This window comes from Rhizomonospora bruguierae (genome assembly GCF_018397995.1).
In the GTDB taxonomy this organism is placed as follows: domain Bacteria; phylum Actinomycetota; class Actinomycetes; order Mycobacteriales; family Micromonosporaceae; genus Rhizomonospora; species Rhizomonospora bruguierae.
The window spans coordinates 74,470-98,865 of the sequence record NZ_BBQH01000016.1; the positions used below are offsets into that span (position 1 = coordinate 74,470).

The 24,396-nt window shown below is 75.0% G+C and carries 26 protein-coding genes; 15 read left to right on the plus strand and 11 right to left on the minus strand.

The genetic code is table 11. The annotated features are described in order from the left end of the window. Window positions 1–42: 42 nt before the first annotated feature. Window positions 43–429 carry an SCP2 sterol-binding domain-containing protein gene (locus tag KJS59_RS07940; RefSeq protein WP_213451681.1) on the plus strand — a complete coding sequence of 129 codons (387 nt, stop codon included), beginning with the start codon at window positions 43–45 and terminating at the stop codon, window positions 427–429. Continuing rightward, entirely contained in the window at window positions 426–2,504 is a 2,079-nt protein-coding gene (locus KJS59_RS07945; RefSeq protein ID WP_213451682.1) for an amylo-alpha-1,6-glucosidase, read from the plus strand. The genes KJS59_RS07940 and KJS59_RS07945 overlap by 4 nt, the downstream gene beginning before the upstream one ends. 13 nt (window positions 2,505–2,517) lie before the next feature. On the opposite strand, the gene KJS59_RS07950 is transcribed toward KJS59_RS07945, so the two are convergent. Both KJS59_RS07950 and KJS59_RS07955 read right to left on the minus strand, forming a co-directional pair. Then, window positions 2,518–3,609 carry a hypothetical protein gene (locus KJS59_RS07950; protein ID WP_213451683.1) on the minus strand — a complete coding sequence of 364 codons (1,092 nt, stop codon included), beginning with the start codon at window positions 3,607–3,609 and terminating at the stop codon, window positions 2,518–2,520. Window positions 3,610–3,628: 19 nt separating this feature from the next. After that, the gene (locus KJS59_RS07955; protein WP_249713963.1) at window positions 3,629–4,744 is read right to left on the minus strand and encodes an SPFH domain-containing protein; all 1,116 of its coding nucleotides are present in this window, start codon (window positions 4,742–4,744) and stop codon (window positions 3,629–3,631) included. Between the two features lie 286 nt (window positions 4,745–5,030). Between KJS59_RS07955 and KJS59_RS07960 the strand changes: the two genes are divergently transcribed. Then, window positions 5,031–5,732 carry a gamma-glutamyl-gamma-aminobutyrate hydrolase family protein gene (locus KJS59_RS07960; RefSeq protein ID WP_213451684.1) on the plus strand — a complete coding sequence of 234 codons (702 nt, stop codon included), beginning with the start codon at window positions 5,031–5,033 and terminating at the stop codon, window positions 5,730–5,732. Between the two features lie 31 nt (window positions 5,733–5,763). Here the strand turns inward: KJS59_RS07960 and KJS59_RS07965 are convergent, their stop codons facing one another. The 4 genes from KJS59_RS07965 to KJS59_RS07980 all read right to left on the minus strand — a co-directional run bounded on the left by KJS59_RS07965 (window position 5,764) and on the right by KJS59_RS07980 (window position 9,171). Further along, complete coding sequence (locus KJS59_RS07965; RefSeq protein ID WP_213451685.1) at window positions 5,764–6,669, minus strand: sulfite exporter TauE/SafE family protein; 906 nt, start codon at window positions 6,667–6,669, stop codon at window positions 5,764–5,766. Between the two features lie 88 nt (window positions 6,670–6,757). Further along, on the minus strand, window positions 6,758–7,132 hold the full coding sequence (gene crcB, locus KJS59_RS07970; protein WP_213451686.1) for a fluoride efflux transporter CrcB: 375 nt from the start codon (window positions 7,130–7,132) through the stop codon (window positions 6,758–6,760). Continuing rightward, window positions 7,129–7,602: a fluoride efflux transporter CrcB gene (gene crcB / locus KJS59_RS07975; protein WP_213451687.1), complete on the minus strand. Its 474-nt coding sequence runs from the start codon at window positions 7,600–7,602 to the stop codon at window positions 7,129–7,131. Before crcB (KJS59_RS07975) ends, crcB (KJS59_RS07970) begins: the two co-directional genes overlap by 4 nt. Before the next feature lie 18 nt (window positions 7,603–7,620). After that, window positions 7,621–9,171, minus strand: a complete 1,551-nt coding sequence (locus tag KJS59_RS07980) for a phosphatidylglycerol lysyltransferase domain-containing protein (protein ID WP_213451688.1) — start codon at window positions 9,169–9,171, stop codon at window positions 7,621–7,623. Window positions 9,172–9,244: 73 nt separating this feature from the next. Between KJS59_RS07980 and KJS59_RS07985 the strand changes: the two genes are divergently transcribed. The 5 genes from KJS59_RS07985 (at window position 9,245) to KJS59_RS08005 (ending at window position 11,790) form a co-directional block, all read left to right on the plus strand. Beyond that, window positions 9,245–9,652: a hypothetical protein gene (locus KJS59_RS07985; protein ID WP_213451689.1), complete on the plus strand. Its 408-nt coding sequence runs from the start codon at window positions 9,245–9,247 to the stop codon at window positions 9,650–9,652. Between the two features lie 49 nt (window positions 9,653–9,701). Beyond that, window positions 9,702–9,911 carry an alpha/beta fold hydrolase gene (locus tag KJS59_RS07990; RefSeq protein WP_213451690.1) on the plus strand — a complete coding sequence of 70 codons (210 nt, stop codon included), beginning with the start codon at window positions 9,702–9,704 and terminating at the stop codon, window positions 9,909–9,911. Continuing rightward, window positions 9,908–10,177 (plus strand): alpha/beta fold hydrolase, encoded by a 270-nt coding sequence (locus KJS59_RS07995; protein WP_213451691.1) that lies wholly within the window; start codon window positions 9,908–9,910, stop codon window positions 10,175–10,177. Before KJS59_RS07990 ends, KJS59_RS07995 begins: the two co-directional genes overlap by 4 nt. A gap of 130 nt (window positions 10,178–10,307) precedes the next feature. Next, window positions 10,308–10,724 carry a beta-1,3-glucanase family protein gene (locus KJS59_RS08000; protein ID WP_249713964.1) on the plus strand — a complete coding sequence of 139 codons (417 nt, stop codon included), beginning with the start codon at window positions 10,308–10,310 and terminating at the stop codon, window positions 10,722–10,724. Window positions 10,725–10,746: 22 nt separating this feature from the next. Further along, window positions 10,747–11,790, plus strand: coding sequence for a LacI family DNA-binding transcriptional regulator (locus KJS59_RS08005; RefSeq protein WP_213451692.1), 1,044 nt, complete (start codon window positions 10,747–10,749; stop codon window positions 11,788–11,790). Here the strand turns inward: KJS59_RS08005 and KJS59_RS08010 are convergent. Next, window positions 11,756–12,307 carry a GtrA family protein gene (locus tag KJS59_RS08010; RefSeq protein ID WP_249713965.1) on the minus strand — a complete coding sequence of 184 codons (552 nt, stop codon included), beginning with the start codon at window positions 12,305–12,307 and terminating at the stop codon, window positions 11,756–11,758. The two genes, KJS59_RS08005 and KJS59_RS08010, sit on opposite strands and share 35 nt — an antisense overlap. Window positions 12,308–12,445: 138 nt before the next feature. Here KJS59_RS08010 and KJS59_RS08015 point away from each other — a divergent pair, with 138 nt between their 5' ends. From KJS59_RS08015 to KJS59_RS08025, 3 genes are read left to right on the plus strand one after another with little or no spacing between them, the layout of a single operon-like run. Further along, complete coding sequence (locus KJS59_RS08015) at window positions 12,446–12,895, plus strand: hypothetical protein (protein ID WP_213451693.1); 450 nt, start codon at window positions 12,446–12,448, stop codon at window positions 12,893–12,895. Continuing rightward, on the plus strand, window positions 12,885–13,025 hold the full coding sequence (locus KJS59_RS08020; protein ID WP_213451694.1) for a hypothetical protein: 141 nt from the start codon (window positions 12,885–12,887) through the stop codon (window positions 13,023–13,025). Before KJS59_RS08015 ends, KJS59_RS08020 begins: the two co-directional genes overlap by 11 nt. Next, window positions 13,022–13,321: a hypothetical protein gene (locus tag KJS59_RS08025; protein ID WP_213451695.1), complete on the plus strand. Its 300-nt coding sequence runs from the start codon at window positions 13,022–13,024 to the stop codon at window positions 13,319–13,321. The genes KJS59_RS08020 and KJS59_RS08025 overlap by 4 nt, the downstream gene beginning before the upstream one ends. A 13-nt stretch (window positions 13,322–13,334) precedes the next feature. Here the strand turns inward: KJS59_RS08025 and KJS59_RS08030 are convergent, their stop codons facing one another. Then, on the minus strand, window positions 13,335–14,618 hold the full coding sequence (locus KJS59_RS08030; RefSeq protein ID WP_213451813.1) for an erythromycin esterase family protein: 1,284 nt from the start codon (window positions 14,616–14,618) through the stop codon (window positions 13,335–13,337). Between the two features lie 162 nt (window positions 14,619–14,780). Between KJS59_RS08030 and KJS59_RS08035 the strand changes: the two genes are divergently transcribed. Next, window positions 14,781–16,994 carry a glycoside hydrolase family 95 protein gene (locus KJS59_RS08035; protein WP_213451696.1) on the plus strand — a complete coding sequence of 738 codons (2,214 nt, stop codon included), beginning with the start codon at window positions 14,781–14,783 and terminating at the stop codon, window positions 16,992–16,994. Here the strand turns inward: KJS59_RS08035 and KJS59_RS31710 are convergent. Next, the gene (locus KJS59_RS31710) at window positions 16,978–18,843 is read right to left on the minus strand and encodes a GGDEF domain-containing protein (RefSeq protein ID WP_213451697.1); all 1,866 of its coding nucleotides are present in this window, start codon (window positions 18,841–18,843) and stop codon (window positions 16,978–16,980) included. The two genes, KJS59_RS08035 and KJS59_RS31710, sit on opposite strands and share 17 nt — an antisense overlap. A 238-nt stretch (window positions 18,844–19,081) precedes the next feature. Here KJS59_RS31710 and KJS59_RS08045 point away from each other — a divergent pair, with 238 nt between their 5' ends. Together KJS59_RS08045 and KJS59_RS08050 are read left to right on the plus strand one after the other, a co-directional pair. Next, window positions 19,082–20,020, plus strand: a complete 939-nt coding sequence (locus tag KJS59_RS08045) for a PfkB family carbohydrate kinase (RefSeq protein WP_213451698.1) — start codon at window positions 19,082–19,084, stop codon at window positions 20,018–20,020. Window positions 20,021–20,329: 309 nt separating this feature from the next. Continuing rightward, window positions 20,330–21,361 carry a lytic polysaccharide monooxygenase auxiliary activity family 9 protein gene (locus KJS59_RS08050; RefSeq protein WP_213451699.1) on the plus strand — a complete coding sequence of 344 codons (1,032 nt, stop codon included), beginning with the start codon at window positions 20,330–20,332 and terminating at the stop codon, window positions 21,359–21,361. Here the strand turns inward: KJS59_RS08050 and KJS59_RS08055 are convergent, their stop codons facing one another. Together KJS59_RS08055 and KJS59_RS08060 are read right to left on the minus strand one after the other, a co-directional pair. Beyond that, window positions 21,362–22,414 (minus strand): polysaccharide deacetylase family protein, encoded by a 1,053-nt coding sequence (locus KJS59_RS08055; RefSeq protein ID WP_249713966.1) that lies wholly within the window; start codon window positions 22,412–22,414, stop codon window positions 21,362–21,364. A 334-nt stretch (window positions 22,415–22,748) separates the two neighbouring features. Further along, on the minus strand, window positions 22,749–23,273 hold the full coding sequence (locus tag KJS59_RS08060; protein WP_213451700.1) for a DnaJ family domain-containing protein: 525 nt from the start codon (window positions 23,271–23,273) through the stop codon (window positions 22,749–22,751). Between the two features lie 58 nt (window positions 23,274–23,331). Here KJS59_RS08060 and KJS59_RS08065 point away from each other — a divergent pair, with 58 nt between their 5' ends. Then, a complete protein-coding gene (locus KJS59_RS08065) occupies window positions 23,332–24,357 on the plus strand; it encodes a zf-HC2 domain-containing protein (RefSeq protein ID WP_213451701.1) in 1,026 nt (341 codons plus the stop codon). The last annotated feature ends 39 nt before the right edge of the window (window positions 24,358–24,396 follow it).

Consider the following 24,396-nt stretch of genomic DNA (forward strand, 5'->3'; position numbering starts at 1 on the left):
GGGGTGATGCCGGACTACCCGGCCACGCACGAGGCTGCCAGGGTGACTATCGCGGACTTCTTCGAGCAGCTCGGGCACCGGGAGCATGAGGTCCGGCTGGAGGGCGTGCGGGGCAGCATCCAGTTCGAGATCGAGCGTGGCGACAAGGCGGCGGGCGGTGGGCAGCCGGTCGACACCTGGTTCCTGCGCCTGGACCGGGGTGACATCGAGGTGGCGCACGAGCGGCGCCCGGCGGACTGCGTCGTGCGCACCGGCGAGGGGGCGCTGGCCCGGATCGCCCGTGGCGAGGAGAACGCGATCGCCTCGCTGCTGCGGGGCGCCGCGCTCGTGGAGGGCAACCTGTACCTGCTGGTCTCGTTCGAGCGGCTGCTCCCGTCGCCACCCGGGACCCGCGACCCACGCGCCCGCTACCAGGAGGCGTTCCGATGAGCCGCGAACAGAACCGGATCCTGGACGGCAACACGTTCGTGGTCAGCGACGACCGCGGCGACATCGAGGCCGGTCCCACGGCGGTGGTCGGCCTGTTCTCCATCGACACCCGGTTCCTGTCCACCTGGGTGCTGACCATCAACGGCGAGCGGACCAGCGCCCTGTCGGTGGACGACCTGCAGTACTACGAGGCCCGGTTCTTCCTCGTCCCCGGGGTGGCCGGGCAGTACGTCGACTCGAAGCTGTCGATCATCCGGCAGCGCTCGCTGGGCATCGGCCTGTTTGAGGACCTCACCCTGCTCAACCACAACGAGGTCGGGGTCGACCTGACCGTGCGCATGCAGGCCACCTCCGACTTCGCCGACATCTTCGAGATCAAGAATGAGCTGACCAAGAAGGGCAAGTACTACGCCGAGCCGCGGGACGACCGGCTGCGGCTGGGGTACGAGCGGGACACGTTCCGCCGCGAGACGATCATCACCAGCAGCGTGCCCGCGGCGTTCGACCCGCAGGGGATCACCTTTCAGATCCACCTGGAGCCGGGCGAGAAGTGGCACACCACGCTGACCGTGAGCGCGGTGGCGGTCGGCCCCGACGGCCAGGACCTGCGCCTCGGCCTGTCGTCGCAGAGCCGGGAGAAGGGCGACCTGGCGGTCGACCTGAACCAGTGGCTGACCCGGGCGCCCACGCTGAACAGCGACTCCCGCAGCCTGGTCGAGACCTACAAGCGCAGCCTGGTGGACCTGGCGGCGCTGCGGTTCCCGCCGCTGTCGCTGGGTGGGCCCGCCCTGCCCGCCGCCGGCCTGCCCTGGTTCATGGCGGTGTTCGGCCGGGACAGCATCCTCACCAGCCTCCAGTCGCTGCCGTTCACGCCCGAACTGGCCGCCACCACGCTGCGGGTCCTCGGCCTGACCCAGGGCAGCCGGTTCGACGACTTCCGGGACGAGGACCCGGGCCGGATCGTGCACGAGTTGCGGTACGGCGAGTCGGCCGCGTTCGAGGAGCAGCCCCACTCGCCCTACTACGGCACCGCCGACGCCACCCCGCTGTTCGTGATTCTGCTCGACGAGTACGAGCGGTGGACCGGCGACCTGGACCTGGTGCGGTACCTGGAGTTCGAGGCGCGGGCCGCGCTGGACTGGATCGAGACGTACGCGGACCTGCTCGGCAACGGCTACATCTGGTACGAGCGGCGCAACCAGGACACCGGCCTGGAGAACCAGTGCTGGAAGGACTCCTGGGACTCGATCTCCTACCACGACGGCCGGCTGCCCGGGTTCCCCCGCGCCACCTGCGAACTACAGGGGTACGCGTACGACGCCAAGCTGCGCGGCGCCCGGCTGGCCCGGCGCGCCTGGAACGACCCGGGTTACGCCGAGCGCCTGGAGAAGGAGGCGGCCGACCTCAGGGAACGGTTCAACCGGGACTTCTGGGTGGAGAAGGGCCAGTTCTACGCCCTCGCGCTGGACGCCGACGGCCAGCAGGTGGACGCCCTGTCCTCCAACATGGGTCACCTGCTGTGGAGCGGCATCGTGCCACAGGACCGCGCCACGAAGGTGGCCGAGCACCTGGTCGGTCCGCGGCTGTTCTCCGGCTGGGGCGTGCGCACGCTGGCCGTGGGGGAGGGCCGGTACAACCCGATCGGCTACCACGTCGGCACCGTGTGGCCCTTCGACAACTCGTTCATCGCCTGGGGCCTGCAGCGGTACGGCTTCCGCGAGGAGGTCGCCAAGATCGCCACGGGCATCTTCGACGCGGCCAACTACTTCCAGGGCCGGCTGCCCGAGGCGTTCGGCGGCTACCCGCGGGAGCTCACCAAGTACCCGGTGCAGTACCCGACGGCGTGCAGCCCGCAGGCCTGGTCCACGGGGACCCCGCTGCTGCTGCTGCGGACCCTGCTCGGGCTCGACCCGCACGGCGACCACCTGGTGGTCGACCCGGCGCTGCCCCCGGACCTGGGCCGGATGGAGTTGCTGGACATCCCCGGCCGCTGGGGCCGGGTGGACGCCTTCGGCCGGGGCCGCGCCACCCTGCACAGCAAGGAGGTGGAGCGCTCGCCGGACGGCGAACGGTAGCGGCCGGGCCCGCTCAGCGATTGACGAGGTACAGCGCGACGACGGCGGCCACCAGCGCGAGCGCCGCGACGACGGTCGCCGCGATCTTCGCCGCGCTGTACGGACGCTCACCGATCACCTCGCCGGTGCGGGCGTTGACCAGCACCTGGTACGAGCGGCCGGCGTGCAGGTACGCGGCGATCCAGACGGGCAGCAGGAGCAGCTTGTACATGACGTCGGAGTAGGCGGTGTCGACCGAGGTCACCCGCTGCTCGTCCCCGCCGATGTCCCGCCGGCAGTCCCGTTCGATGACCGGCGCCATCCGGTTCTTGGCCCCCACGAGGCCGGCCTCCGGCTCGGTGTCGTACCGCAGCGCGTGGTACCCGGCCAGGTACGCCGCCTGGTACGGGACCGCCTCGGCCAGCGGCCACGGGGTCAGCCGGTCCAGCTGCTTCTCGGGCAACCGGGTGGTGGCCGGAACGAGCACGTCGTCGAAGTCCCGGCTCACCCGGCCGCTGGCCGGGTACCACCGGGTGCGCCGCACCTGCCGGGTGCGCCGCTCCGACTTGCCGTTCACCGTCACCGTGTACGTCTCGGTCACGTAGTAGTACACGCCGCGCTGGCCCAGGTAGTCCGAGACGGTGTGCGCGTCGAACGTCCAGTGCGGCAGGTACGTGCCCTTGAGCGTCTCCGCCTCGGAGACCTTCTTCAGGCTGTTCGGCGCGAACCACCGGGACCGGCACCAGGCGCCGAGCGCGGTGCGCACGCCGGCCCGGTCCACGGCGAACGGCAGCACCGCCTCGGGCGCGACGAGCTCCCCCGCCCTGGCCTCGGCCACCAGCGGCGCGGCGCAGAACTGGCACCGCTCGGCCAGCGCGTCGCTCTCCGTCCGGGCGCCGCAGCCCGGGCAGACGAACACGTACGCGCCCACGCTCGCCACCGGCTTGCGCGGCAGGGTCGCCAGTTCGGCGAACGGGTGTTCCCGCACCTCCCGCACCGGCCCGGCGATCTGCTGCTGGTGCCCGCAGTACGGGCAGCGCAGCACCGTCGTCCCCGGTGCGTACTCGACCCGCGCGCCGCAGCCGCCGCACTGGTACGACGGTGGCGAGACTGCCGTGTCGCTCATCGCGCCGCTCCCTCGTCGCTCACTGCGGCGGCAGCGGCGGCGGGACGCTGGCCAGGACGGACGCCAGTTCGGGCAGCTGCCCGGCCGGCTGCCACTGGGCCATTCCGGCCCGCCAGACCAGCGTCTCGGCGCTCAGCGTTCCCGCGCCGGCCCGCTCGGCCAGGCCGCCGAGGTCGAACGGGCCCTGCCGCTGGCCGGCCACGCCGACGTACCACTGCGCCTGGTTCGGCAGCGGCGGCGGCTCGGCGGCAGCGGGTGCGCCCGCCGGGGCGCCACCACCCGCCATGCTGCGCGCCACCTGCTGACCGACCGCCATCCCCATGCCGAGCCCGATGCCGCCGCCCGCGCCGCCACCCGGGTTCTTCGCCGCCTCCTCCAGGGCGTTGGCCGCCTGGTACCGGGTGTACCGGTCCAGGTCGCCGACGGCGCCCATGCCGGTCCGCTTGTCCAGGGCCTGCTCCACCTCCGGCGGCACGGAGATGTTCTCGATGACGAACTTCGGGATCGCGATGCCGACGTCGGACAGCTCCTCGGTCAGCACGGCGGCCAGCCGCCGGCCGATCGCGTCCTGGTGCGCGGCCAGGTCCAGCAGCGGGACCCCGGCGGTCGCGAGCGCCGAGCCCAGCCGCCCCACGATGAGTTGGCGCAGGTACTCCTGCACCTCCTCGGTGCGGAACTGCGGGTCGGTGCCGACCAGCTCGCGCAGCAGCTTCTGCGGATCCGCCACCCGGGTCGCGTAGGCGCCGAACGCCCGCAGCCGGACCACACCGAACTCCGGGTCGCGCACGATGACCGGGTTCTGGGTGCCCCACTTGAGGTCGGTGAACTGCCGGGTGTTGACGAAGTACACCTCGGCCTTGAACGGCGAGTTGAAGCCGTACTTCCAGCCCTTCAGCGTGGACAGCACCGGCAGGTTCCGGGTCTCGAGGGTGTACGTGCCGGGGGTGAACGCGTCGGCGATCTGCCCCTCGTTGACGAACACCGCCGCCTGCGACTCGCGCACGACGAGCTGGGCGCCCATCTTGATCTCGTTCTGGTACCGGGGGAAGCGCCAGACGATCGTGTCCCGGCTGTCGTCCAGCCACTCCACGATGTCGATGAACTCGCCCCGGAGCTTGTCGATCAGCCCCACCACGCCCCCCTTCCCTTCGCGCCCCCGGCGGGTAGGCGCCCCGGTGACGATAGCAAGCGACCGCCACCGCATCCCACCTGCCGATCTTGGAGTGGTGGTGCCGGTATCGCGCGGATTCGCCCGCTCCGCGGCCCACCGCGCGTCCAAGATCGACGAGGTGGCCGCGTTTCCGGTAGGGTCCGGCTCGCCGGCCGTCGGGCACGGGAGTCGAAGGAGAATCATGCTTCAGTCCGAGCCCACTTCCGCAACCGTCGCGGGGCGTCGGGGGCGGCTTGTCGCGTCCTATTCGATGGACGCGGAGCAGAGCTCCAGCTGGCTCCGGGAGTTCCTCCACACCCTGGCGAAGAACGCGGCCGCGGCGGCGGAAGCGGCCGGGGCGCAGGTTGTGCTGGTCGACGCCGCCCGCCCGCTCGGCGACCCGGCGGACCTGGTGCGCGACGCGGACGGCGTGCTCATCCTCGGCGGCGCCGACCTGGATCCCGCCACCTACGGGCAGCCGCGCCGGGTGAGGAACCTGTACGGCCTCGACGCCGCCGCCGATGCCTTCGAACTCGGACTGGCCCGCGCCGCGCTCGACGCCGGTCGACCCGTCCTCGGCATCTGCCGCGGCATGCAGGTACTCAACGTCGCCGCGGGTGGGTCACTGATCCAGGATCTGGGCCCCGGGACGATGCACAACATCGAATCCGATAACTCGACGATGACCACCCACGGCATCGGGATCATCCCCGGCACGCTGCTGGCCGGCATCTGTGGGCGCGCGCGCCTCGACGTCCGCTCCGGCCACCACCAGGCCGTGGACGCCGTCGGTGCGGGGCTGCGGGTCTGCGCGACCGCGAGCGACGGGATCATCGAGGCCATCGAGGGAACCGAGGGCTGGGCGCTCGGCGTCCAGTGGCACCCGGAAGACCCCGACGCCGACCCCGGTCATCTCGCCACACTGATGACGGCATTCACCACGGCCGCCAACACCGCCCAGACCAGGCGGTGAAAGTCCCGCGGGCGGCCAGCCGCACGACGGTCTACTGCACGCCGGCCGCCGCGTCGAGGTGGGGCACCGGCACCGTGCCCGCCGGGCTGCGGCCGGCCCGGCGCAGCGCCACCGTCACGGCGGCGATCACCAGGACGGCCCCGCCGGCCGCGGCACCCACGGCGGCGGTCGGCAGGTCCAGCAGCTTGAGAGCGCTGGCCAGGAGCACCACGACGAGCGCGGCGCGGACCAGCCCGGCCGGCGCCCGGGACGACACCCGCGCGCCGATCAGTACCCCGGGCACCGATCCCAGCAGCACCGCGCCGGCGATGTCCAGGTGCAGGTCCCCGAACAGGGCGTGGCCCAGGGCCGCGGCCGTGACCAGCGGTATCGCCTGGATCAGGTCGGTGCCGACCAGGTCGTTGGGGCGCAGCATCGGGTAGATCGCCAGCAGCACCACGATGATCAGCGACCCGGAGCCGACCGACGTGAGGCCCACGACCAGCCCGCCCAGCGCCCCGAGGACCACCGTCGGCAGCGGCCGGACCCGCAGCGGCGCCGGCGCCCGGCCGGCCGTCCGGCGCGCCGTGTACGCCTTGATCAGCAGCCCGACCACGGCCAGCAGCAGCGCCACCGCCAGCGCGACCCGGATGGCGGTCTGCACCGCGGCGTCGTCGCCGAGCAGGCGCAGCAGCAGCACGCCGAGGAACGCGCTCGGCACGCTGCCCGCGCACAGCCAGCCGACCAGCGCCCAGTTCACCGTGCCGCGGCGGGCGTGCACCCAGCCGCCGAACGGCTTCATCACCGCGCTCGCCGCCAGGTCGCTGGAGACCGCCGCCACCGGCGGCACGCCGAACAGCAGCACCAGGATCGGCGTCATCAGCGCCCCGCCGCCCATGCCGGTCAACCCGACGATGATGCCCACGCCGAGGCCGGCCAGCGCCATGATGGGGTCCACGCCCCGAGTTTGCGCGCGGCGGCCGGGCTTTGTCTACTAAACCAGTGGACTTGGTGGAGAACTTCCTATCAGCCGGGACGCCGGCCGGTCAGGACCAGATCGCCTGGGCGACCGTGATGCCGATGAATGCGGCGCCGAGCCCCGCCGCGACGCTGGCGACCGCGTTGGCGACCGCGTAGAACGCCGCCTTCTCCTCGACCAGCCGTACCGTCTCGTAACCGAACGTCGAGTACGTGGTGAGCGCGCCGCAGAAGCCGGTGCCGAGGAGGGTGCCCAGCGCGCCCGGCACGACCCCGGCGGTGGCGCCGCCGATCAGCACGCCGAGGATCAGCGACCCGGTCACGTTGACCGCGAACGTCCCCCACGGGAACAGCGAGTCGTGGCGGGCCTGGACGGCGCGGTCCAGCAGGTACCGCAGCGGCGCGCCGACGGCCGCCCCGAGCGCCACGTACAGGAAGCTCACCGCGGCCGACCCCGCCGCGCCAGGCGCCGGGTGAGCGCCTGCCCGGCCGCGACCGCGGCGAGCGCGGCGACGAGCGTGCCGGCCAGGTACACCAGGCCGGTGCCGGCGGCGCCCGCGGCGACGAGCCGCTGCACCTCCACCGCGTAGGTGGAGAACGTGGTGTACCCGCCGAGCACGCCCACGCCGAGGAACGGGCGGACCAGCCGGTGCGCCGGGCGTACCTCCGTGATCAGCACCATGAGCACCCCGATGAGCAGGCACCCGGAGACGTTGGTCAGCAGCGTGGCCCACGGGAACTGGTCGGGCTGGCGGGGCAGGGCCAGCGCCAGGGCGTACCGTCCGCAGGCGCCGGCGACGCCACCGGCGGAGATGGCGGCGAGCACCGCCCAGGGCGTGCGCGCCAGTTCGGCGCGCTGCGCGGGTACGTGGAGGTCGACGTCCGGATCAACCACGGGTCGAGCGTCTGCCACGGGCCGAGCATAGTGCCGCTACGGCGCCACGCCCGCCTCCTGCGGCAGGTCGCGGCCCGGCGCGGCGGGGCGGTGCCGGCCGAACTCGGCCAGCAGCGCGGCGGGGCCGACCCGGGGCAGGTCCCACCAGGTGCACAGCAGCAGGAGCCGGGGGCGCCACCGCGGGTGGAACTTGGCCGTGAACCGCCACAGCGGCCGCAGTTCGATCCAGCGGTCCAACACGTGCAGGGGGATCCGGGCCAGCGCGGCCATCCGGCCGGGGCTGACGAAGGCGCGGCGCATGCCCGCGAAGTTCAGCGAGACCTCCCGCACGCCGCGCTCCCGGCCGTACCCGGCCGCCTCGACGATGAGTCGCTCGACGACGCCGTTCGGCGCGTCCAGCCGGCGCGGCGCGACATCCAGGGAGAGCACGGCACCGCCACCGGCCACCGCGAACCGCGCGAACGCCTGCGGCGCGCCCGCCCGGTCGTAGGCCACCGCGACCAGCACGTCCGCGCGCGGCGCGAGGATGCGGTCCAGGTTCATCGCGAAGCCGCGCTCCGCCCGCCCCCGCAGCCAGTTCTCCAGGACCGGCGCCAGCCGGCGGGCCAGCGACGCGTCGAGGACGCCGAGGTCGACCCGGACCCCGCTGAGGTGGGTGCGGCGCACCGCCTGGCGCACGTTGCGCATCCGCCGGGTGGCCAGCGAGAACCCGGCCACGTCCAGCACCGCCTCGTCGCCGATCTCGACGCCGCGCCGGGGGCCGGCGGCGCGCCACACCCCGGCGTCCGCGGCGTCGGCGCCGAGCACGGCGGGGCGCCATCCGCGCCGCTCGCAGAGCCGGCCGAAGGCGGCGACCGCCGCGGGTGCGGACGCCGCCGCGCCCACCGGATCCCCGCCGGCCAGGGCCACCCCCCACACCACCCGGTACCCGATCGCCGCGGCGCCGTCGTCGCTGAACACGTACGCCCTGTCGGCACGGGTGGCAAATGGCGCGAGGCTGCCCGAATCCGGGTGCCGGACGAGGTCGCGCACCCGCGCGCGGGTGGCCTCGTCATCGGCGGGCGGCGGCGGCGCGGGCGCGAACGCCAGCGCCAGGGCGAGCAGCGCCGCGAGCACGACGGCGAGCAGGAACACCCGGTCGGAGCGGGCGGCCGCCCGCGACGGCAGGGTCAGCGCTGCGTGCGCCACCTGCCGCACCGGCGTCCGGTCCCGGGCGGACAGCCACAGCCCGTGCCCCACGACCAGCGTCAGCGCGCCCAGGCCGGCGTACGCGGCCGCGCGCAGCCGGCGCGGATCGGGGCGCGCGACGTACTGCGCGTGACCGGCGATCAGCAGCACCGCCACCGCGCCGAGCGCGAGGAACCGGCCCGGCCGGTGCGGCGGCAGCAGCGCCAGCAACGCCACCAGGGCCAGGCCCGCCTGCCACGCGAGGCGCCGCCGGCCGAGCAGCCCGCGCCCGAGGACCAGCAGGGTGCCGGCCAGCGCCCAACGGTCCACCGTGGGCAGAGCGGCACCGAGCGGGGTCAGGCAACCCACGGCCGCCCCGACCGAGAGCGCACCCGCCGCGCGCGGCCCCCATGCCCTCACCCCGCCATCATCGCGGACCGCACTGAGTACCGGTACTCATCCATGGGGCCGATTACGGCGGCAGACTCGGCGGATGACCTCGATGCGTACCGGCGTCCGTGCCGCCCTGGCCGTCCCCGCCGTCGCCGTTTTGACCGTGGCCGCCTGGTATGCCTGGCTCGGCTGGGATACCGGTTATGACGTGGATCCCAGCACCGGCGCGGTCAGCGGCCCGTACCAGTGGTGGCAGGTCGCCGGCTGCGTGTTCACCCTGGCGGCCATCGCCGTCCTCGCCACCCTGATCGCGCCCGCGTGGGCCGTCGCCGGGGCGCTGACCCTCGCGTTCACCGCCGCCTGGTCGGCCCGCGCGGCCTCGTCCGACGACTCGGGGCTGTGGGTGGTCGGCGCGGTGCTGGTCCTGCTCGGCACGGCCGCCGGTTCGGCGCTGCTCACCGGCGTGACCGCCCGCGCGGTCCGGCGGGGCCGCCGGGTGCCCGGCTGAGGGCGAAACCGGTCGACAGGGGCGGTGGCGGCGCCAATGCTGGGCGGCGATGAGGCGAGAAGCGATGGAGTTCCGGGCCGGCGAGGCGCGTCTCGCGGCCGACCGCTGGCCCGGTCGGGACCCCACGATCGTCCTGCTGCACAGCGGAGTCACCGACCGCCGGTCCTGGTGCGGCAGCGCGGACCTGCTGGCGGAGGCGGGCACCGCGGTCGCGTACGACCGGCGCGGCTACGGGCGCGGACACTGGCGCTGGAGATGAACCTGGCGATCCTCCGGCGCGGCCTGCCCGAGGAGGCCGGCGCCTCCGGCGTCGAGGCGTGGCCGCGAATCGAGCGGGTCACCGTGCCGACCACCGTCGCCCGGGGTGACCTGGACCTGCCCCACATCATCGACCGCTGCACCCGACTGGCGGAACGGCTGCCCAGCGCCCGGGCGGTGGTGCTGCCCGGGGTGGCGCACCTGCCGTCCCTGGAGCGGCCGGCGGCCGTGGCGGCGCTGATCCGCGAGGCCGTCGCCGCCGGGTGAAGGGGATCGGCGGCACGCGGACGCTCGCCGTGACCGGCACCGGCCGGTACGTGCGGATGTACGGGACCGCCCGAGCCACCGCATACGGCTACTCGCTCTGGGAGTTCGCGGTGCGCATCTCAGCGACGAGGTGCCCGCCGAGTTCAAGCACCTGGCCCAGGTGCAGGCGCCGTACCGGATCCCGGCGCCGGGCAGCGACGCCGACTTCCGCGCCGGCGGGCAGTACGCCAACTACTTCACCGGCTACGCGTCGTCGGTCGGGGTGTCGGCGTCCACCCAGGACATCTTCGGCTGCGCGGGCCCGCTCGCGAACGACCCGGGGCACTGCTCCGCCCTGAACCGGCACGTGGCCCAGCTACCCGAGTCGCAGTGGTCCACGCCGAGCCTGTACTACCAGGCTGCGCCGGCGAACTACTACGCGCGCTTCTGGCACGACCACGCGATCACCAAGCTGGCGTACGGCTTCCCGTACGACGACTACGCCGGCCAGTCCTCGTTCATCTCCCACGGCAACCCGCAGTACCTGCTGGTTGCCGTGGGCTGGTAGCGGCCGCAGGTACCCTCGGCGGATGCAGGAGAGAAGGCCGACGCTGGCCGATGTGGCCCGCGAGGCGGGGGTGTCCGTGACGGCGGCGTCCCGCGTCGTCAACGGCGGCCGGGGTGTCGCCCCGCACGTGCGGCGCCGGGTCCAGGCGGTGATCGACCGGCTGGCGTACCGGCCCAGCCCCGCCGCGCGGGCCCTCGCCGCGGGCCGCGCCGACGTGGTCGAACTGGTCGTGGTCGACGACGGCGAATGCAGCCTCGGGTCCAACCCGTACTGCGGGCGGGTGGTGGCGGGGATCGCCGCCGAGCTGGCCGGCAGCCCGGCACAGCTGCGCATCCACGTCGTGGACGAGTCCGCGGCGCCGCGCCGGCTGGTCGAGGTCGCGGGGGCGGCCAGCCTCGGCGCGATCCTGGTCAACGTCCCCGCCGACCTGGGCGCCGACTTCTACCGCCGGTGCGACCGGGTCGTCTCGATGGGCCGTTCGGCGCCCCGGGTGCCGTTCATCGACCCGGACAACGTGGCCGGCGCCCGCGCCGCCGTCGACCATCTGTACCGGGGCGGGCGGCGGAGGCTGGCCGCGATCCACGGCCCGGAGCGGAACCCGTGCGCGATCGGGCGCCGCACCGGCTACCAGGAGGCGATGCGCGACGCCGGTCTGCCCCCGCTCGGTGCCGGTGGGAACTTCCGCCGCGAGGGCGGGTACGCCGGGACGCAGCGCCTGCTGGCCGACCACCCGGACCTGGACGCCCTGTTCGTCGCCTGCGACGTGATGGCCGTCGGCGCGCTCCAGGCGCTGGCCGCCGCCGGCCGCCGGGTGCCGGACGACGTGGCCGTGGTCGGCTTCGACGACAGCCTCCTGGTCAGCTGCACGATCCCGCCGCTGAGTTCGGTGCGGCAGCCGGTGGAGGAGATGGCGGCCACGGCCACCCGCGCGCTGCTGGGCGGCCACCTCGCCGCCTGGCAGAGCACCTTTCCGACCACGCTCAAGGTGCGCGAAAGCTCGCGTCCTGATCCGCGGCGTGGGCGTGGACGGCTCAGGCGGCGTCCCGCCGGGTGGCCGCGGGGGTGACCGGCCGCCGGCGCAGCGCACGGGCCGCGCGGCCGTTCGGCTCGGGCCACACCCAGCGGCGGAACGCCCACAGGCGGAACACCATGCCGAGCAGGGTGCCCAGGATCATGCCGCTGGCGAAGTCGGAGACCTCCTGCACGGTCCGGGAGACCTCGGGGACGTGCAGGTGGAAGACGTACCGGGCCAGCAGCAGCGGGACGTCGGTCACCGCCACGGCCAGGCCGCTGAACAGGAAGAACAGCACCGCCTCGTGGTGCCGCCGGCGGCCGCCGCGGTGCCGGAACGACCACTCCCGGTTCAGCAGGTACGACACCACGGAGGCGACCACGGTCGCGATGGTGAGCGCCGTCACCGGCTTGTGCGCCAGGACGGTCAGCTTCAGGCCGTAGTTGATCGCGGCGGTCAGCAGATAGCAGAAGCCGCCGACCAGGACGAACTTCACGACCTCGCGGTGCTTCCACAGCAGCCGGTGCAGGGGCGCGGGGAGCTTTGCGAGCGCGTGGCGGGCGATGGGCACCGGCGCACTTTACCGGTTCATCCTGTGCGCCCCGGTCGTTGGCGACACGGCCCCACCAGGGGTCCTCCCTCCGCCGGGGAGGACGTTGCCTCCGGCGGGTGAAGCGGGGCCGGGGTGCCGGTCCCTAGCGTCGGGGTCATGGCACAGACGCACGCCGTGATCCTCCACAGTGTCCGCGCTGAGCGGGCCTGGGCGGTGGTCCGCCTCACGCGCCCGTGGTTCTGGCCGCTCGGCTGGGCCGGTACGTTCCTCGGCTCGGTCCTCGCCACCGGGCGGTGGCTGCCCGAGCCGCCGGCCCTGCCCGCGTACCTGGCCGCGTACGTCGTGCTTGGACCGCTGGTCTGGGGCGCGGTGCTGGCCCTGAACGACCTGCACGACCTGCCCGGCGATCGGCGCAACCCGCGCAAGGCGACCGCGTCGCTGGTCACCGGGGCGCTGACCAGGGTGGACCTGCGGCGCGCTCGCGGTCGCGGCCGGGATCGGGCCGACCTTCCTCGCGGGCACGGTCGCCGTGCTCGTCCTCGGCTGGCTCTACAGCGCGCCGCCGATCCGCCTCAAGGCCCGCCCCGGCGCGGACGTGACCGTTAACGCGCTGGTCGTGGGCGTGCTGGGCCCGCTGGCCGGCTGGTCCCTGCACCGCCCGCCCGGCGCGTACCCGCCGGTGATGGTGGTGCTGGCCTGCTGCTCGGCGCGGCGCTCTACCTGCCGACGACCGTGATCGACCTGGCGGCCGACCGGGCGGCCGGCTACGCGGCGGCCGCGGTGCGGTGGCACCCCCGCACCTGCTACCGCACCGGCCTGGCACTGTGGACGGCGGCGACCATCACCTGGCTGGTCTGCTGCCACCTGAACGTACTCGCCCGGCGTGACGACTGGACACTCCAGACGGTAGCCGCGCCGCTGCTCGTGGCGGTGTACGCGGTCGCCGCGCGCCGGCCGTCGATCCCACGGATGGCGCTCGTGGTCGTGGCGTTCGCGGTGCCGGCCGCGGACTTCCTGGCCGCCGTGGCCTGACCCGCGGTGCCCGTCAGGCGCCGGTGGGGAAGGTCTCCGGCTCGCGGGCGTCCTCGGCCGGGGTGCGCAGCGGGCGCACCGCCGACGACCGGTCGAACCAGCAGAACGCGTCGTACCGCTCGCCGAGCACGGTCGGCACGTAGTTGCCCCACCGCTCCCGCTCCGGGTGGTAGACCACACCGATCGCGCGGTGGTCCAGCGCGTCGGTGAGCAGGTCGGGCCGCCCGTCCCGGGGGAAGACGAGCAGCGCCCGCTCCGGCGCGGTCTCGTGCAGGACCTCCTCCAGCGAGTCCCGCCGGGCCGGCGGCACCGGCATCTCACGCATCGGGGCACCCCACTCGTCCCCGGCGATCACCGTGCCCGCATGGGTGCCGAAGCCGACCAGCACCACCTCGTCCGCGCCGTACCGCTCCCGGCCCAACTGCCCGATGTTCACCGCGCCGGACTGCGCCATGTCGGTGGCGCGGGCGTCCCCGACGTGCGTGTTGTGCGCCCAGACGATCCCCTTGGCCGCCCGCCCGTAGTACTCCAGCAGCCGGGCCAGGGTGTCGTCCATGTGCCGGTCGCGCACGTTCCACGCCTCGGAGCCGCCGCCGAGCATCGCCCGGTAGTACCGCTCCGCGCCCAGCACCGCCGCGGCGTTGCGCTCCGCGCCGAACGAGTCGCTGCCGGCGTTCCGGGCGGCCGCCTCGCGCAGCGCCATCAGCAGTTCCAGCACCTCCGGCTCGCAGCCCTCGGGTACCAGGCGGGTGGCCATCGCGTACCGCTGCGGGTCCTCGCCGTAGGGTTCGAAGCACCGGTAGGCGGCCAGCGCCTCCGGTACCCGTTCCGGGTCGTTCTCCCGCAGGTACAGCATGACCTCGCGCAGCGACTCCCACAGCGAGTACACGTCCAGGCCGTGGAAGCCGACCGGCTCCGGCACGGTCGCGTTGTACCCGCGCAGCCACCGGCAGAAGTCGGCCACCTCCTCGTTGGCCCACATCCACGTCGGCCACCGCTCGAACCCGGTCAGCGCCGCCCGGGGGTCCTCCGGCGCGCCGGGGTCGCGGCGGGTGCTGCGGTCCACCCGGGCGCAGTCCGGCCAGTCGCCCTCCACGGCCACGAACGAGAAGCCCCGCTCGGTGATCAGCCGCTGGGTGAGCGCCGCGCGCCACCGGTAGAACTCGTGCGTGCCGTGCGTCGCCTCGCCGAGCATCACCACCCGCGCGCCGGCCACCCGGTCCATCAGCGGGTCCAGGTCGCCCGGCCCGGTCAGTGGCGTCGCCAGCCCCGTCACCTCGTCGCCGTACCGGCCCATTGCCCTCACGACCAGCGGGTACCCCGTGCGTCCGCGGCCATGCCGGCTGGGCCGGCGCAAGAGGTCCGGGCACCACGGTGTCCAGCCGGGGCCCGCTCCGCACCGCTGGCCACCGCTGAGCCATGGCCTCGCCGAAACATCGGGGACGGTACGTTCCTCGATGTGGATCGGACGCGGCGGCTGTGGTACCGGCGACCCGCGCAGCGGTGGGCGCAGGCGCTGCCGGTGGGCAACGGGCGGCTCGGCGGGATGGTCTTCGGCGACCTGGTCGCGGAGCGGATCGGGCTGAACATCGACACGCTGTGGTCCGGGAGCGGGCCGCGCCAGGCCGGCGTGGCGGGCGGGCCACGGACCCTGGCCCGGGTGCGCCACCTGCTGCTCGCCGAGGGCGACCGCGCGGCGGCCGGCGACGCCTCGCGGGCGCTCCAGGGCCCGGACACCGAGGCGTACCAGCCGCTCGGTGACCTGCTGCTGGAGGTGGACGGGCCGGCTGGCGCGCCGGACTACCACCGGGAACTCGACCTTGCCCGGGGCGTGGCGACCGCCTCCGGCGGCGGGGTACGCACGGAGGTGTTCGCCTCGGCCCCGGACGACGTGCTCGTCGTCCGGGTCACCACGGACCGGCCGGGCGGGCTTCATCTGCGTGCCCGGTTGCGAACGCCGCACCCGGACGCCAGGCGGCCGTCGGCCGGCGGGACCACCATCGCGCTCAGCGGTCGCGGTCCGGTGCGCGCCGAGCCGGTCACCTACGACCCGCAGCGGGGCATCCGCTTCGTCATCGCACTCACGGCCCGCAGCCCCGAAGGGCAGATCAGCACGGTGGACGGTGACCTGCGCGTGACCGGTGGGCGTGAGGTCACCCTCGTACTCGCGGCGCACACGTCCTTCCGAGGGTGGAACCAGCACCCGGGCGACGACCCCGGCGAACTGATCACCCGGTGCCTCGCCACCATCCGGGCGGCGACCGGCGACCTTCTCGCCCGGCACGAGCGGGACCACCGGGTCCTCTTCGACCGCGTCCACCTGGACCTCGGCGGTCGCGGCGGCGCGGACATCCCGACCGACGAGCGGCTCGCCGCCTTCCGGGCCGGCGTGCCCGACCCCGACCTGGTGGCGCTGCTCTTCGACTACGGGCGGTACCTGCTGATGGCCTCGTCGCGGCCCGGCACCGAGCCCGCCAACCTCCAGGGCATCTGGAACGAGACGGTGCGACCACCGTGGCGGGGCAACTACACCACGAACATCAACCTGCCGATGAACTACTGGCCGGCGCTGACCGCGAACCTCGCGGAGTGCCACGGCCCGCTGCTCGACCTCATCGGACAGTTGGCCGAACCCGGTGCCCGCACCGCCCGCTCGCTGTACGGCTGCGCCGGCTGGGTCGCGCACCACAACACCGACCTCTGGCGCGCAAGCTGGCCGGTGGGGGAGGGCACCGGTGACCCGGTCTGGGCGCTGTGGCCCATGGCCGGCGCGTGGCTGGCCCGCCACCTGGCCGAGCACGCCGACTTCACCGGGGAGCCGGTGGACGACCGGCCGGTGCGGGGCGCGGCGGAGTTCGTCCGCGACTACCTGGTACCGCACGGCGGCCGACTCGTGCCCGCCCCGTCGACCTCGCCCGAGAACGCCTTCCGCGACGACCGTGACCGCCCGGTCTCCCTCGACACCTGCTCCACGATGGACATCTGGCTGATCCGGGACCTGTTCCGCTGGGCCGGCCTGGCGGAGCCGGCGCTGCCCGAGCCGGCCGTCGGGGCGGACGGCCGGCTCCTGGAGTGGTCCGCGCCGGTCACCGAGGTGGAGCCCGGGCACCGCCACCTCTCCCACCTCTACGGGCTGTTCCCGGGCGACGCGATCGACGTCGACGACACGCCGGACCTCGCCGAGGCGGCCCGCGCTGCACTGCGCCACCGGCTGGACCACGGCGGCGGGAGCACCGGTTGGAGCCGGGCCTGGGCGGTGGCCCTCTGGGCGCGGCTGGGCGACGGGACGGCCGCCGTGGCCAGCATCGCCACCCTGCTGCGCGAGTACGTGGCGGAGAACCTGTTCGACCTGCACCCCACCGACCTGTTCCAGATCGACGGCAACTTCGGCGTGACCGCCGCCGTGGCGGAGCTGCTGGTACAGAGCCACCGCGGCCGGCTCCGCCTGCTCCCGGCATTGCCGCCGCCCTGGCGGGACGGGTCGGTCCGGGGCCTGCGCGCCCGCGGCGCGGTGACCGTCGACCTGGACTGGCGGGCCGGCCGGCTCCGGGAGGCCACCCTGACCGCCCGCCACGACCGTACCGTCCGGGTCGCACCGCCGCCGGCGGTGGCCACGCCGTCCACCGTGGAGCTTCGCGCCGGGGTGCCCCGGCGGCTCAGCTTCCACCGGTAGTGGACGGGACCCGCTCCGCGAGTACGGGCCGGTGTCGCGGCCCGCCCGCCGCCGGCGGAGCCGCCTCGGCCAGTTCGGGGCCGAACTCGGCGATCCGGTCCCGGCCGGCCGCCTTGGCCGCGTACAGCGCCAGGTCGGCGCGGCGCAGCGCCTCGGCCGGGCAGAGCGGGGCGTCGCCGAACAGCAGCAGCCCGACGCTGGCGGTGGTCAGCCGGCCGTCGCCCCCGGTGATGCCCAGGGCGCGGATCCCGCCGCGGACCGCGGCGGCCACGGCCCGGCAACGCTCCGGGTCGGCGCCGGTCAGCAGCACGGCGAACTCGTCGCCGCCGAGGCGCGCCACCGCGTCCGCGCCGTCGGTCGCGTCCCGCAGCCGCGCCGCCACCGCCACCAGCAGGGCGTCGCCGGCCGCGTGGCCGAACCCGTCGTTGACCGCCTTGAACCGGTCGAGGTCCACCAGCAGCAGCGCGCCGCGCGGCGGTGGGTTCTGCGGCAGCGCGCTGTGCAGCGACGCGCCGGGCGACGGCGGGTTGTGCGGCGGCGGGCCGTGCCGCGATGCGCTGTGTGGTTGTGCGCCGGGCGGCGGCGGGTTCTGTGGCGGCGGGCCGTGCCGCGATGCGCTGTGCGGCGGCGGGCCGAGCGTGAGGGCGGCCTCCAGCCGCTCGGCGAACAGGATGCGGTTCGCCAGCCCGGTCAACGGGTCGTGCAGCGCCTGGTGGGCCAGACGGCGCTGGAGTTCCTCCTGCTCCGCCAGGGACCGGCGCAGTCGCGCCGCGTACTCGTCCAGCATCACGGCGTGCACGGCCACCGCCCGGGCGTTCTGCTCGGCGACCCGCAGGGACAGCGCGTGCCTCGCGACCAGCAGCACGGACACGACGCTGGCCAGCACGGCCGGCCCGATCGTCGCGACCGTGGCCGCCGGGGTGTCCGCGTGGCCGGAGGTCACCGCGCCGGCCGCCGCGACGAGCGGGGTGGCCGCCGCCAGCGCCATGAACACGCCGTGCCGCCGCGGGGAGAGGCGCCGCGGCGGGCGCGCCTCGCGGCGGGACACCACCCCGAACGCCGGGTGCGCCAACGCCCCGGCGGCCAGGAAGCACCAGGCCAGCCAGGCGTACTGGCCCGCACCGCCGGACGCGAACGCGCCGGTCCCGATCGCGGCCATGCGGGTCAGGAACGCCACGTCCCCGGCGAGCACGGCGGCGCCGGCCGCGGCCAGCAGGAGCACGGGCGGGGCCACCCGGCGCCGCCGCCAGGCGCGGCCGACGACGACGAGCGCGGCGGCCATCGCCAGGTCCAGCGCGTTGTACGTGACGGCCACGGCGAGTTGGGCGGCGGTCGGCGAGCCGCCGTGCAGCGAGGGCGCCACGAGCAGCGTCCAGCCGAAGATCATGGCACCGACCGCCACGATCCCCGCTTCCAGCACGGTGGTGCCCGGCGCCACCTCGGCGGAGAGCAGCATCAGGGCGAGCAGCCCCGCGGTGAACAGCAGGTACGCGACCGCGAACGCCGCGACCCAGACCAGCGAGGGCACCGACCGGCCGGCGGGCACGGCGCTGGCCAGCAGCACCACCGCGCCGAGGGCCAGCCCGAGGAAGGCGAGCCAGCCGCCGAGCGGGGCGCTGCGGCGGCTCAGGGCGCGCCCGGCGAGCGCGACCCCGGCGACCCCGACCGCGGCGGCCAGGGCATGGGCGTGCAGCGCGGCCTGGGCGCCCATCGCGACCGCGCCGGCGAGCGGGATCCACCACCAACGGGGGTACCGGGTCAGGGCGCTCTGCCCGGCGGCCGCCGGGGTGGCGAGGGGACGGAACCTCGCGACGAGCGCGCTCGGGCGCGGGTCGGCGTCCATCTCCATGGCCAAGAGCTTCTGTCCGATCGCGAGAGGTGCGATTGGCGACGTTGCGTGGTCGCGCGGACACCATGATGCCCGTGTCGATCGTGCGGCGGCAAGTGCCAATGCACGTGCACCCGCCCCGCGCCCCGGTCCGGCGCGAAGCACCCGCCGATCTTGGAGTTGTGGTGTCGGGATCGGATGGGTAAGGGCGGTTTGACCGGCACGGCAGGTCCAAGATCGGCGAAGGGGGAGGGGTGGGATGACGGTCGTTGTGGCCGGGCAGTTGGCCCGGGACGTCGTGCTGCTCGTGGACGAGCTGCCGCCCACCGGCACCTCCGCGGACGCCCGGCTGCGTCTGGAGATGCTGGGCGGCAAGGGTGCCAACCAGGCCGTCTCACTGGCCCAGCTCGGCGTGCCGGTGGCGCTGGTGGCGGTGGCCGGCGACGACCGGGTCGGTGAGGAACTGCTCGCCCAGGCCCGGCGCGACGGCATCGACGTCCGGTACGTGGTGCGCCGGCCCGGTGCGCAGACCGGGCTGATCGTGGAGGCGTTGGAGGCGGACGGCGGCTGGCGGTACCTGCAGCACCTGCCCGTCCAGGTGCTGCTCACCGAGGCGGACGTGGCGGCGGCCGGCCCGGCGCTGGACGCGGCGGAGGCGGTCCTCGTCCAGCTCCAGCAGCCGCCCGCCGCGGTGCTGGCGGCGGCGCGGCGCGGCCGGGACGCCGGCGCGATGGTGGTCCTGGACGGCGCGCCCGGGGACGGTGCCGACCGGGCGACCCTGCTCGGCACCGCCGACGTGGTGCGCGCTGACGCCAAGGAGGCCGAGGCGCTGACCGGCGCCCCGGGCAACGACCCGGACCGGGTGCTGGAGGCGGCCTGGGGCCTGCTCTCCGCCGGTCCCCGGCTGCTGGCCCTGGCCCTCGGCGGCGCGGGCAACCTGTTCGTCTGGGACGACCGGGCGTGGGGCCGGGGGCACGCGCTGCTGCCCCTCGCGAAGGAGAAGATCATCGACACGACCGGCGCGGGCGACGCGTTCACCGCCGCGCTGACCGCCGCCCTGCTGCGCGGCGACCACCCGAGGGACGCGGCCCGGCTGGCGGTCGGGGCCGCCGCCGCCTGCGTCGGCCAGCCGGGTGGCCGCCCGGCCCTGACGCCGCTGGATGGCGGGCGCCCCCTGATCGGGCCCGGTGGTCCGTAGCGCCGCTGCGGTCCGCGCCGAGTCCGGCGGCGCCGTCGCCACCGGGGGATTGGCGGGCTGGCAGATCGGTGGAGCGCTCCCACGCGCCTACTGCCGGGGCGGCGCCGCCCGCCGCCGGGAATCGAGACATGGAAGTTCCTCTTGTTTGGCCCCGGTGGTGGGTGGTCGAATTCGGGTGTCATACCCGTCCGCCGGTCCGTTGGCCCCGCGCGGATGGGTCTCCCGCGGCGCCGGCTGGCCGGCGGCGCCCGGCGGCACCGGCCGCCGGCGGCGACCAGCGGGCGCCGCGACCCGCTACCGGGAGTCGCCATGACCGCACGCCGTCTCACCGCCCTCGCCGCCACCCTCCTGCTCGCCCTCGCCGTCGGCGCCGTCGTGGCGCCGGCCGCCGCGCCGGCACACGGCACCCCGCAGCAGCCGGGCAGCCGCACCTGGCTGTGCTACCTGGACGGACTGTCGCCGCAGGGCGACATCCAGCCACACAACCCGGCCTGCTCCGCCGCCGTCGCGCAGGGCGGCACCACCCCTCTCTACAACTGGTTCGGCGTGCTCCGCTCGGACGCGAACGGGCGCACCACCGGCTTCGTCCCGGACGGGCAACTGTGCAGCGGCGGCAACCCCACGTTCGCCGCGTACGACCTTGCCCGCAGCGACTGGCCGGTCACCCACGTGACCGCGGGCGCCCAGTTTGAAATCGACTACAGCAACTGGGCGAAGCACCCGGGCACCTTCTACGTCTACGTCACCAGGGACACGTGGAGCCCCACCCGGCCGCTCGCCTGGAGCGACCTGGAGGCCGCCCCGTTCTCCACCGTGACCGACCCGCCACAGGTCGGCGGTCCGGGCACCAACGACGGCCACTACTACTGGACCGTCACCCTGCCCGCCGGAAAGACCGGCCGGCACCTCATCTACGCCCGGTGGGTCCGCTCGGACAGCCAGGAGAACTTCTTCAGCTGCTCGGACGTGGTCTTCGACGGCGGCACCGGCCAGGTGACCGGGGTCGGGACGGGCAGCGAGGGCACCCCACAGCCAGGCGCCCCGGGGCTGTGCACCGCGGTGCTCGAAATCACGAACAGCTGGCCCGGCGGGTTCCAGGGCGAGGTGACCGTGACGGCCGGCTCCAGCGGCGTGAGCGGCTGGACGACCAGCTTCTCGCCCGGCTCCGGCGCCACCATCACCCAGGCATGGAACGGCGTGTACCTGCAGAGCGGCACGCTGTCGGTGGTCCGCAACGAGAGCTGGAACCGGCAACTGACGCCGCACGGGTCCGCCACCTACGGCTTCGTCGGCTCCGGCACCGTCACCGGCACGCCCGCCGTCACCTGCACCAGCCCGTGATCAGACGGACCGGCTGGTCTCCCCCAGCAACTGCGACACGGTCACGAACTCGTAGCCGCGCTCGCGGAGCCCTTCGATCATCCGGGGCAGCCCGCGGAGGGCGACCAGCCGGTCCGGCTTGCCCACGTTGTGGGCGAGCAGGATCGTGCCGGGCGCCATCTGGTCGATGATGTGCCGCGCGTGCCCCGCCGGGTCGCCCGGGAACTCCGACTCCACCATCTGCTGGGACCACAGCACGACCCGGTAGTTCATCCGCGCCGCGGCCAGCAGCGCGCCGCCGCCCAGGTGGCCGTACGGCGGGCGCAGCAGCGCCGGCTCCTGCCCGGTGACCTCGGCGATCGCGTCGTGCGAGCGGCGCAGGTCGTCGCCGGCCCGCTGGGCGTCCGCCCGCGCCAGGTCGTTGTGCCGCCACGAGTGGTTCGCCGCCTCGTGCCGCGCCATCCGCCCGTGCACCACGCCCGGGTTCTTCAGCGCCCGCTGGCCGACCATGAAGAACGTCGCCGGCACGTCGTACCGGTCGAGGGTGTCGAGGGTCAGTTCGGTCCAGTTCGGTTGGGGACCGTCGTCGAAGGTGAGGGCGACGAGCTTCCGGTCGGTCTGGACCCTCCACGTGACGGCGATCTGCCCGGCGCCGCTGTGCGGCCCCCGGTCGACCTCCGTGGCGCCGGCCGCGCCGCCCCGGATCGGCAGGTTACGGTCGAGGACGTCGGCCGCCTCGGCGAAGGCCACCGCGCCGAGCCCCGCCCCGGCGGCGACCAGGCAGGCCCGCCGCAGCAGCGCCCGCCGGCTCTCCCGGCTCCACCGCGGTCCGGCCCGTTCCGGTGCGGCCACCTCGCCCCCGGGCTGTTCAGCCCCGGGCTGGTCCGGCCCTGTCTGGTCCGGTCCCGGCTGGTCCGCGTCATCCGGGTCCGGGTCGGTCCGCTTTGCGCCGGTCTCCTGCGCACTGCGCATTTCCGGCCCGGCCTTGTGCGCGTCGCCGGCCGCGTCGGCGGCCCGTAAATCCGCCTGCCGCGCCGCATCTCCCGGTGACCCGGCCCCCACTGGCTCCCCCACGCCGCTGACGATAGCGACAAGAACGGGTGCCGGGTGCCCCGTTGAATTGATCCGATACATTGCCGCACTTGATGGTGATTGTCAGTATCCGTACCAAGATCTCCGGGCGTGCGAGCCGGCGTGCGAGCCGGGTCTGCGAGCCGGCCCGGCAAGGTGGGGGTGCGAGAGCATGGCCGGCGACCCGGGCGCGTGCGGGTTTGCCCCGAGGGCGCGCGGGTCGTCGCCCGGCCCACCCGGCGACCCGGGCGCGGGGCGGGGTCGGTGGCTCGCGTTCCGCGACCGGGCTGAGGACTGTGACGCTGGCGCGGCGGACCCGGCTGCCCACACCGGACGGTTACTGACCCGGGCGGCGGGCGATGCGGCGCCACCACGGGTGGCGCGCCGGCCGGGGCGGGCCGACCACGGCGGGCCCCGGCGAGGTGGCAGCGGTGGCCGGGGCAGCTTCGTGGGCGGTGGCCTCGCGCTCCGCCCGCCAGGCGGCGACGATCCGCTCCGCGTCCACGCGGCGGATGGAGACGGGCGGCCCGGACGGCGTAAGCAGGTAGTCCAGGATCCGACGGTTGAGTTCCGCCACGGCCTCGCGCACGGTCTCCTCCGACCGGAGGCCGCGTACCGTCTCCGGCAGGTGCTCGACCTCCCGGCGCAGCAGGAGCGGCAGGGGCAGCAGCGCGTCCGGCGACACGTTCTCACGGCGCACCCAGTCCTTGATCCACCACTGCTCGTCCTCGGGGCCGGAGAGGTTCCGCAGCGGCTTGCCGGCGCCCAGCAGGTTGTCGAACTCGCCGCGCTCGGCAGCCTCGCGGATCTGCCGGTCCACCCGGGTCTCGAAGCCAAGCCCGCGCGGCGTGCGCTCGCTCACCCGGCAACCGTACCCGGCCTGCGGGAACTCGGCGACGGCGCGCGGCGACTATGACGGTATGGGGTGTGAGCGATGCCGGGAAGCGCTGTCGGCCCGGCTGGACGGAGAGGACGAACCGGGCGCGCCGGGTGCGGTCGACGCGCACCTGAGCCGGTGTGCCGCGTGCCGCCGTTGGTTGCAGGCCGCCACGCAGGTGACGGACCTGGTGCGCGCGTCGGTGCCGGCGCCGGACGAACTGCCCGCGGTGCCCGTGCCGCCGTCGCGGCGCGCGGGTGACGAGGCGGTCCAGGTGATCGCGTTGCGCTGGGCTCTCGGGGTGCTCGGCGCGGTCCAGTTCCTGCTCGGCGCCGCCCAGGTCGCCGGGGTGGCGGGGGGCCAGCACCTGCACACGGGCGGCGGCGGGTTGCAGGCCGGCCACCTGTGGCACGAGTCCGCCGCCTGGAACATCGCGATCGGCGCCGGCTTCGCCTGGGTCGCGGCCCGGCGTGGGCGCCCGGTCGGGGTGCTGCCGATGCTCAGCGCCTTCGTCGCCGCGCTGACGGTGCTGACCGTCAACGATCTGCTGGCCAGCCGGGTGGACCGCGCCCGGGTCGCCAGCCACATCGCCGTCCTCGCCGGGTACCTCATCATCCTGGTGCTGAACCGGCGGAGCCCGGCGGACGAGCCGCCCGGGGGGCGGCGGGAACCGTCCCGCTGGAAGGTCCGCTTCGACGACGAGACCACCGCGGACGAGCCCGCGGGCGCCCCCGCGCCGCCGCGCCTGCGCCTGATTCGCGGCCTGCCCTCCGAGGCCCACGCCGCCGCGATGTTCGGTGCTGGGGTGCGCGCGGCAGGGGTCGCCGGCGCCGCCGCTCTTCACGGGGCCGGGGCGGGCGCCGCCGGGATAGGCGGCACTGCGGCGATGCGTGTCCGTGTCGCGGGGGCGGCTGGCAGCGCGACGATGCGCGGTGCTGGAGCCAGCGCCGCGGGGGCGGCTGGCAGCGCGGCCCGCGCCGCCCCGATAAGCGGCGCTAAGGCCGGGCCGGGTGCCGCCCGGGTACGCGCCGAGGGAGCAGCCGGCACGACCGGCCGGCGCGCCGCGTGAGGGGGCGGCCCGTCCTGCCGTTTTCGGGAGAGGGGACCG

Coding starts and splice junctions, on each gene's coding strand:
- KJS59_RS07945 (WP_213451682.1), top strand. CDS start 426: ATGAGCCGCGAACAGAACCGGATCCTGGACGGCAACACGTTCGTGGTC.
- KJS59_RS07950 (WP_213451683.1), bottom strand. CDS start 3,609: ATGAGCGACACGGCAGTCTCGCCACCGTCGTACCAGTGCGGCGGCTGC.
- KJS59_RS07960 (WP_213451684.1), top strand. CDS start 5,031: ATGGACGCGGAGCAGAGCTCCAGCTGGCTCCGGGAGTTCCTCCACACC.
- KJS59_RS07985 (WP_213451689.1), top strand. CDS start 9,245: ATGACCTCGATGCGTACCGGCGTCCGTGCCGCCCTGGCCGTCCCCGCC.
- KJS59_RS07990 (WP_213451690.1), top strand. CDS start 9,702: ATGAGGCGAGAAGCGATGGAGTTCCGGGCCGGCGAGGCGCGTCTCGCG.
- KJS59_RS07995 (WP_213451691.1), top strand. CDS start 9,908: ATGAACCTGGCGATCCTCCGGCGCGGCCTGCCCGAGGAGGCCGGCGCC.
- KJS59_RS08005 (WP_213451692.1), top strand. CDS start 10,747: ATGCAGGAGAGAAGGCCGACGCTGGCCGATGTGGCCCGCGAGGCGGGG.
- KJS59_RS08015 (WP_213451693.1), top strand. CDS start 12,446: ATGGCACAGACGCACGCCGTGATCCTCCACAGTGTCCGCGCTGAGCGG.
- KJS59_RS08030 (WP_213451813.1), bottom strand. CDS start 14,618: ATGGGCCGGTACGGCGACGAGGTGACGGGGCTGGCGACGCCACTGACC.
- KJS59_RS31710 (WP_213451697.1), bottom strand. CDS start 18,843: ATGGAGATGGACGCCGACCCGCGCCCGAGCGCGCTCGTCGCGAGGTTC.
- KJS59_RS08045 (WP_213451698.1), top strand. CDS start 19,082: ATGACGGTCGTTGTGGCCGGGCAGTTGGCCCGGGACGTCGTGCTGCTC.
- KJS59_RS08050 (WP_213451699.1), top strand. CDS start 20,330: ATGACCGCACGCCGTCTCACCGCCCTCGCCGCCACCCTCCTGCTCGCC.
- KJS59_RS08065 (WP_213451701.1), top strand. CDS start 23,332: ATGGGGTGTGAGCGATGCCGGGAAGCGCTGTCGGCCCGGCTGGACGGA.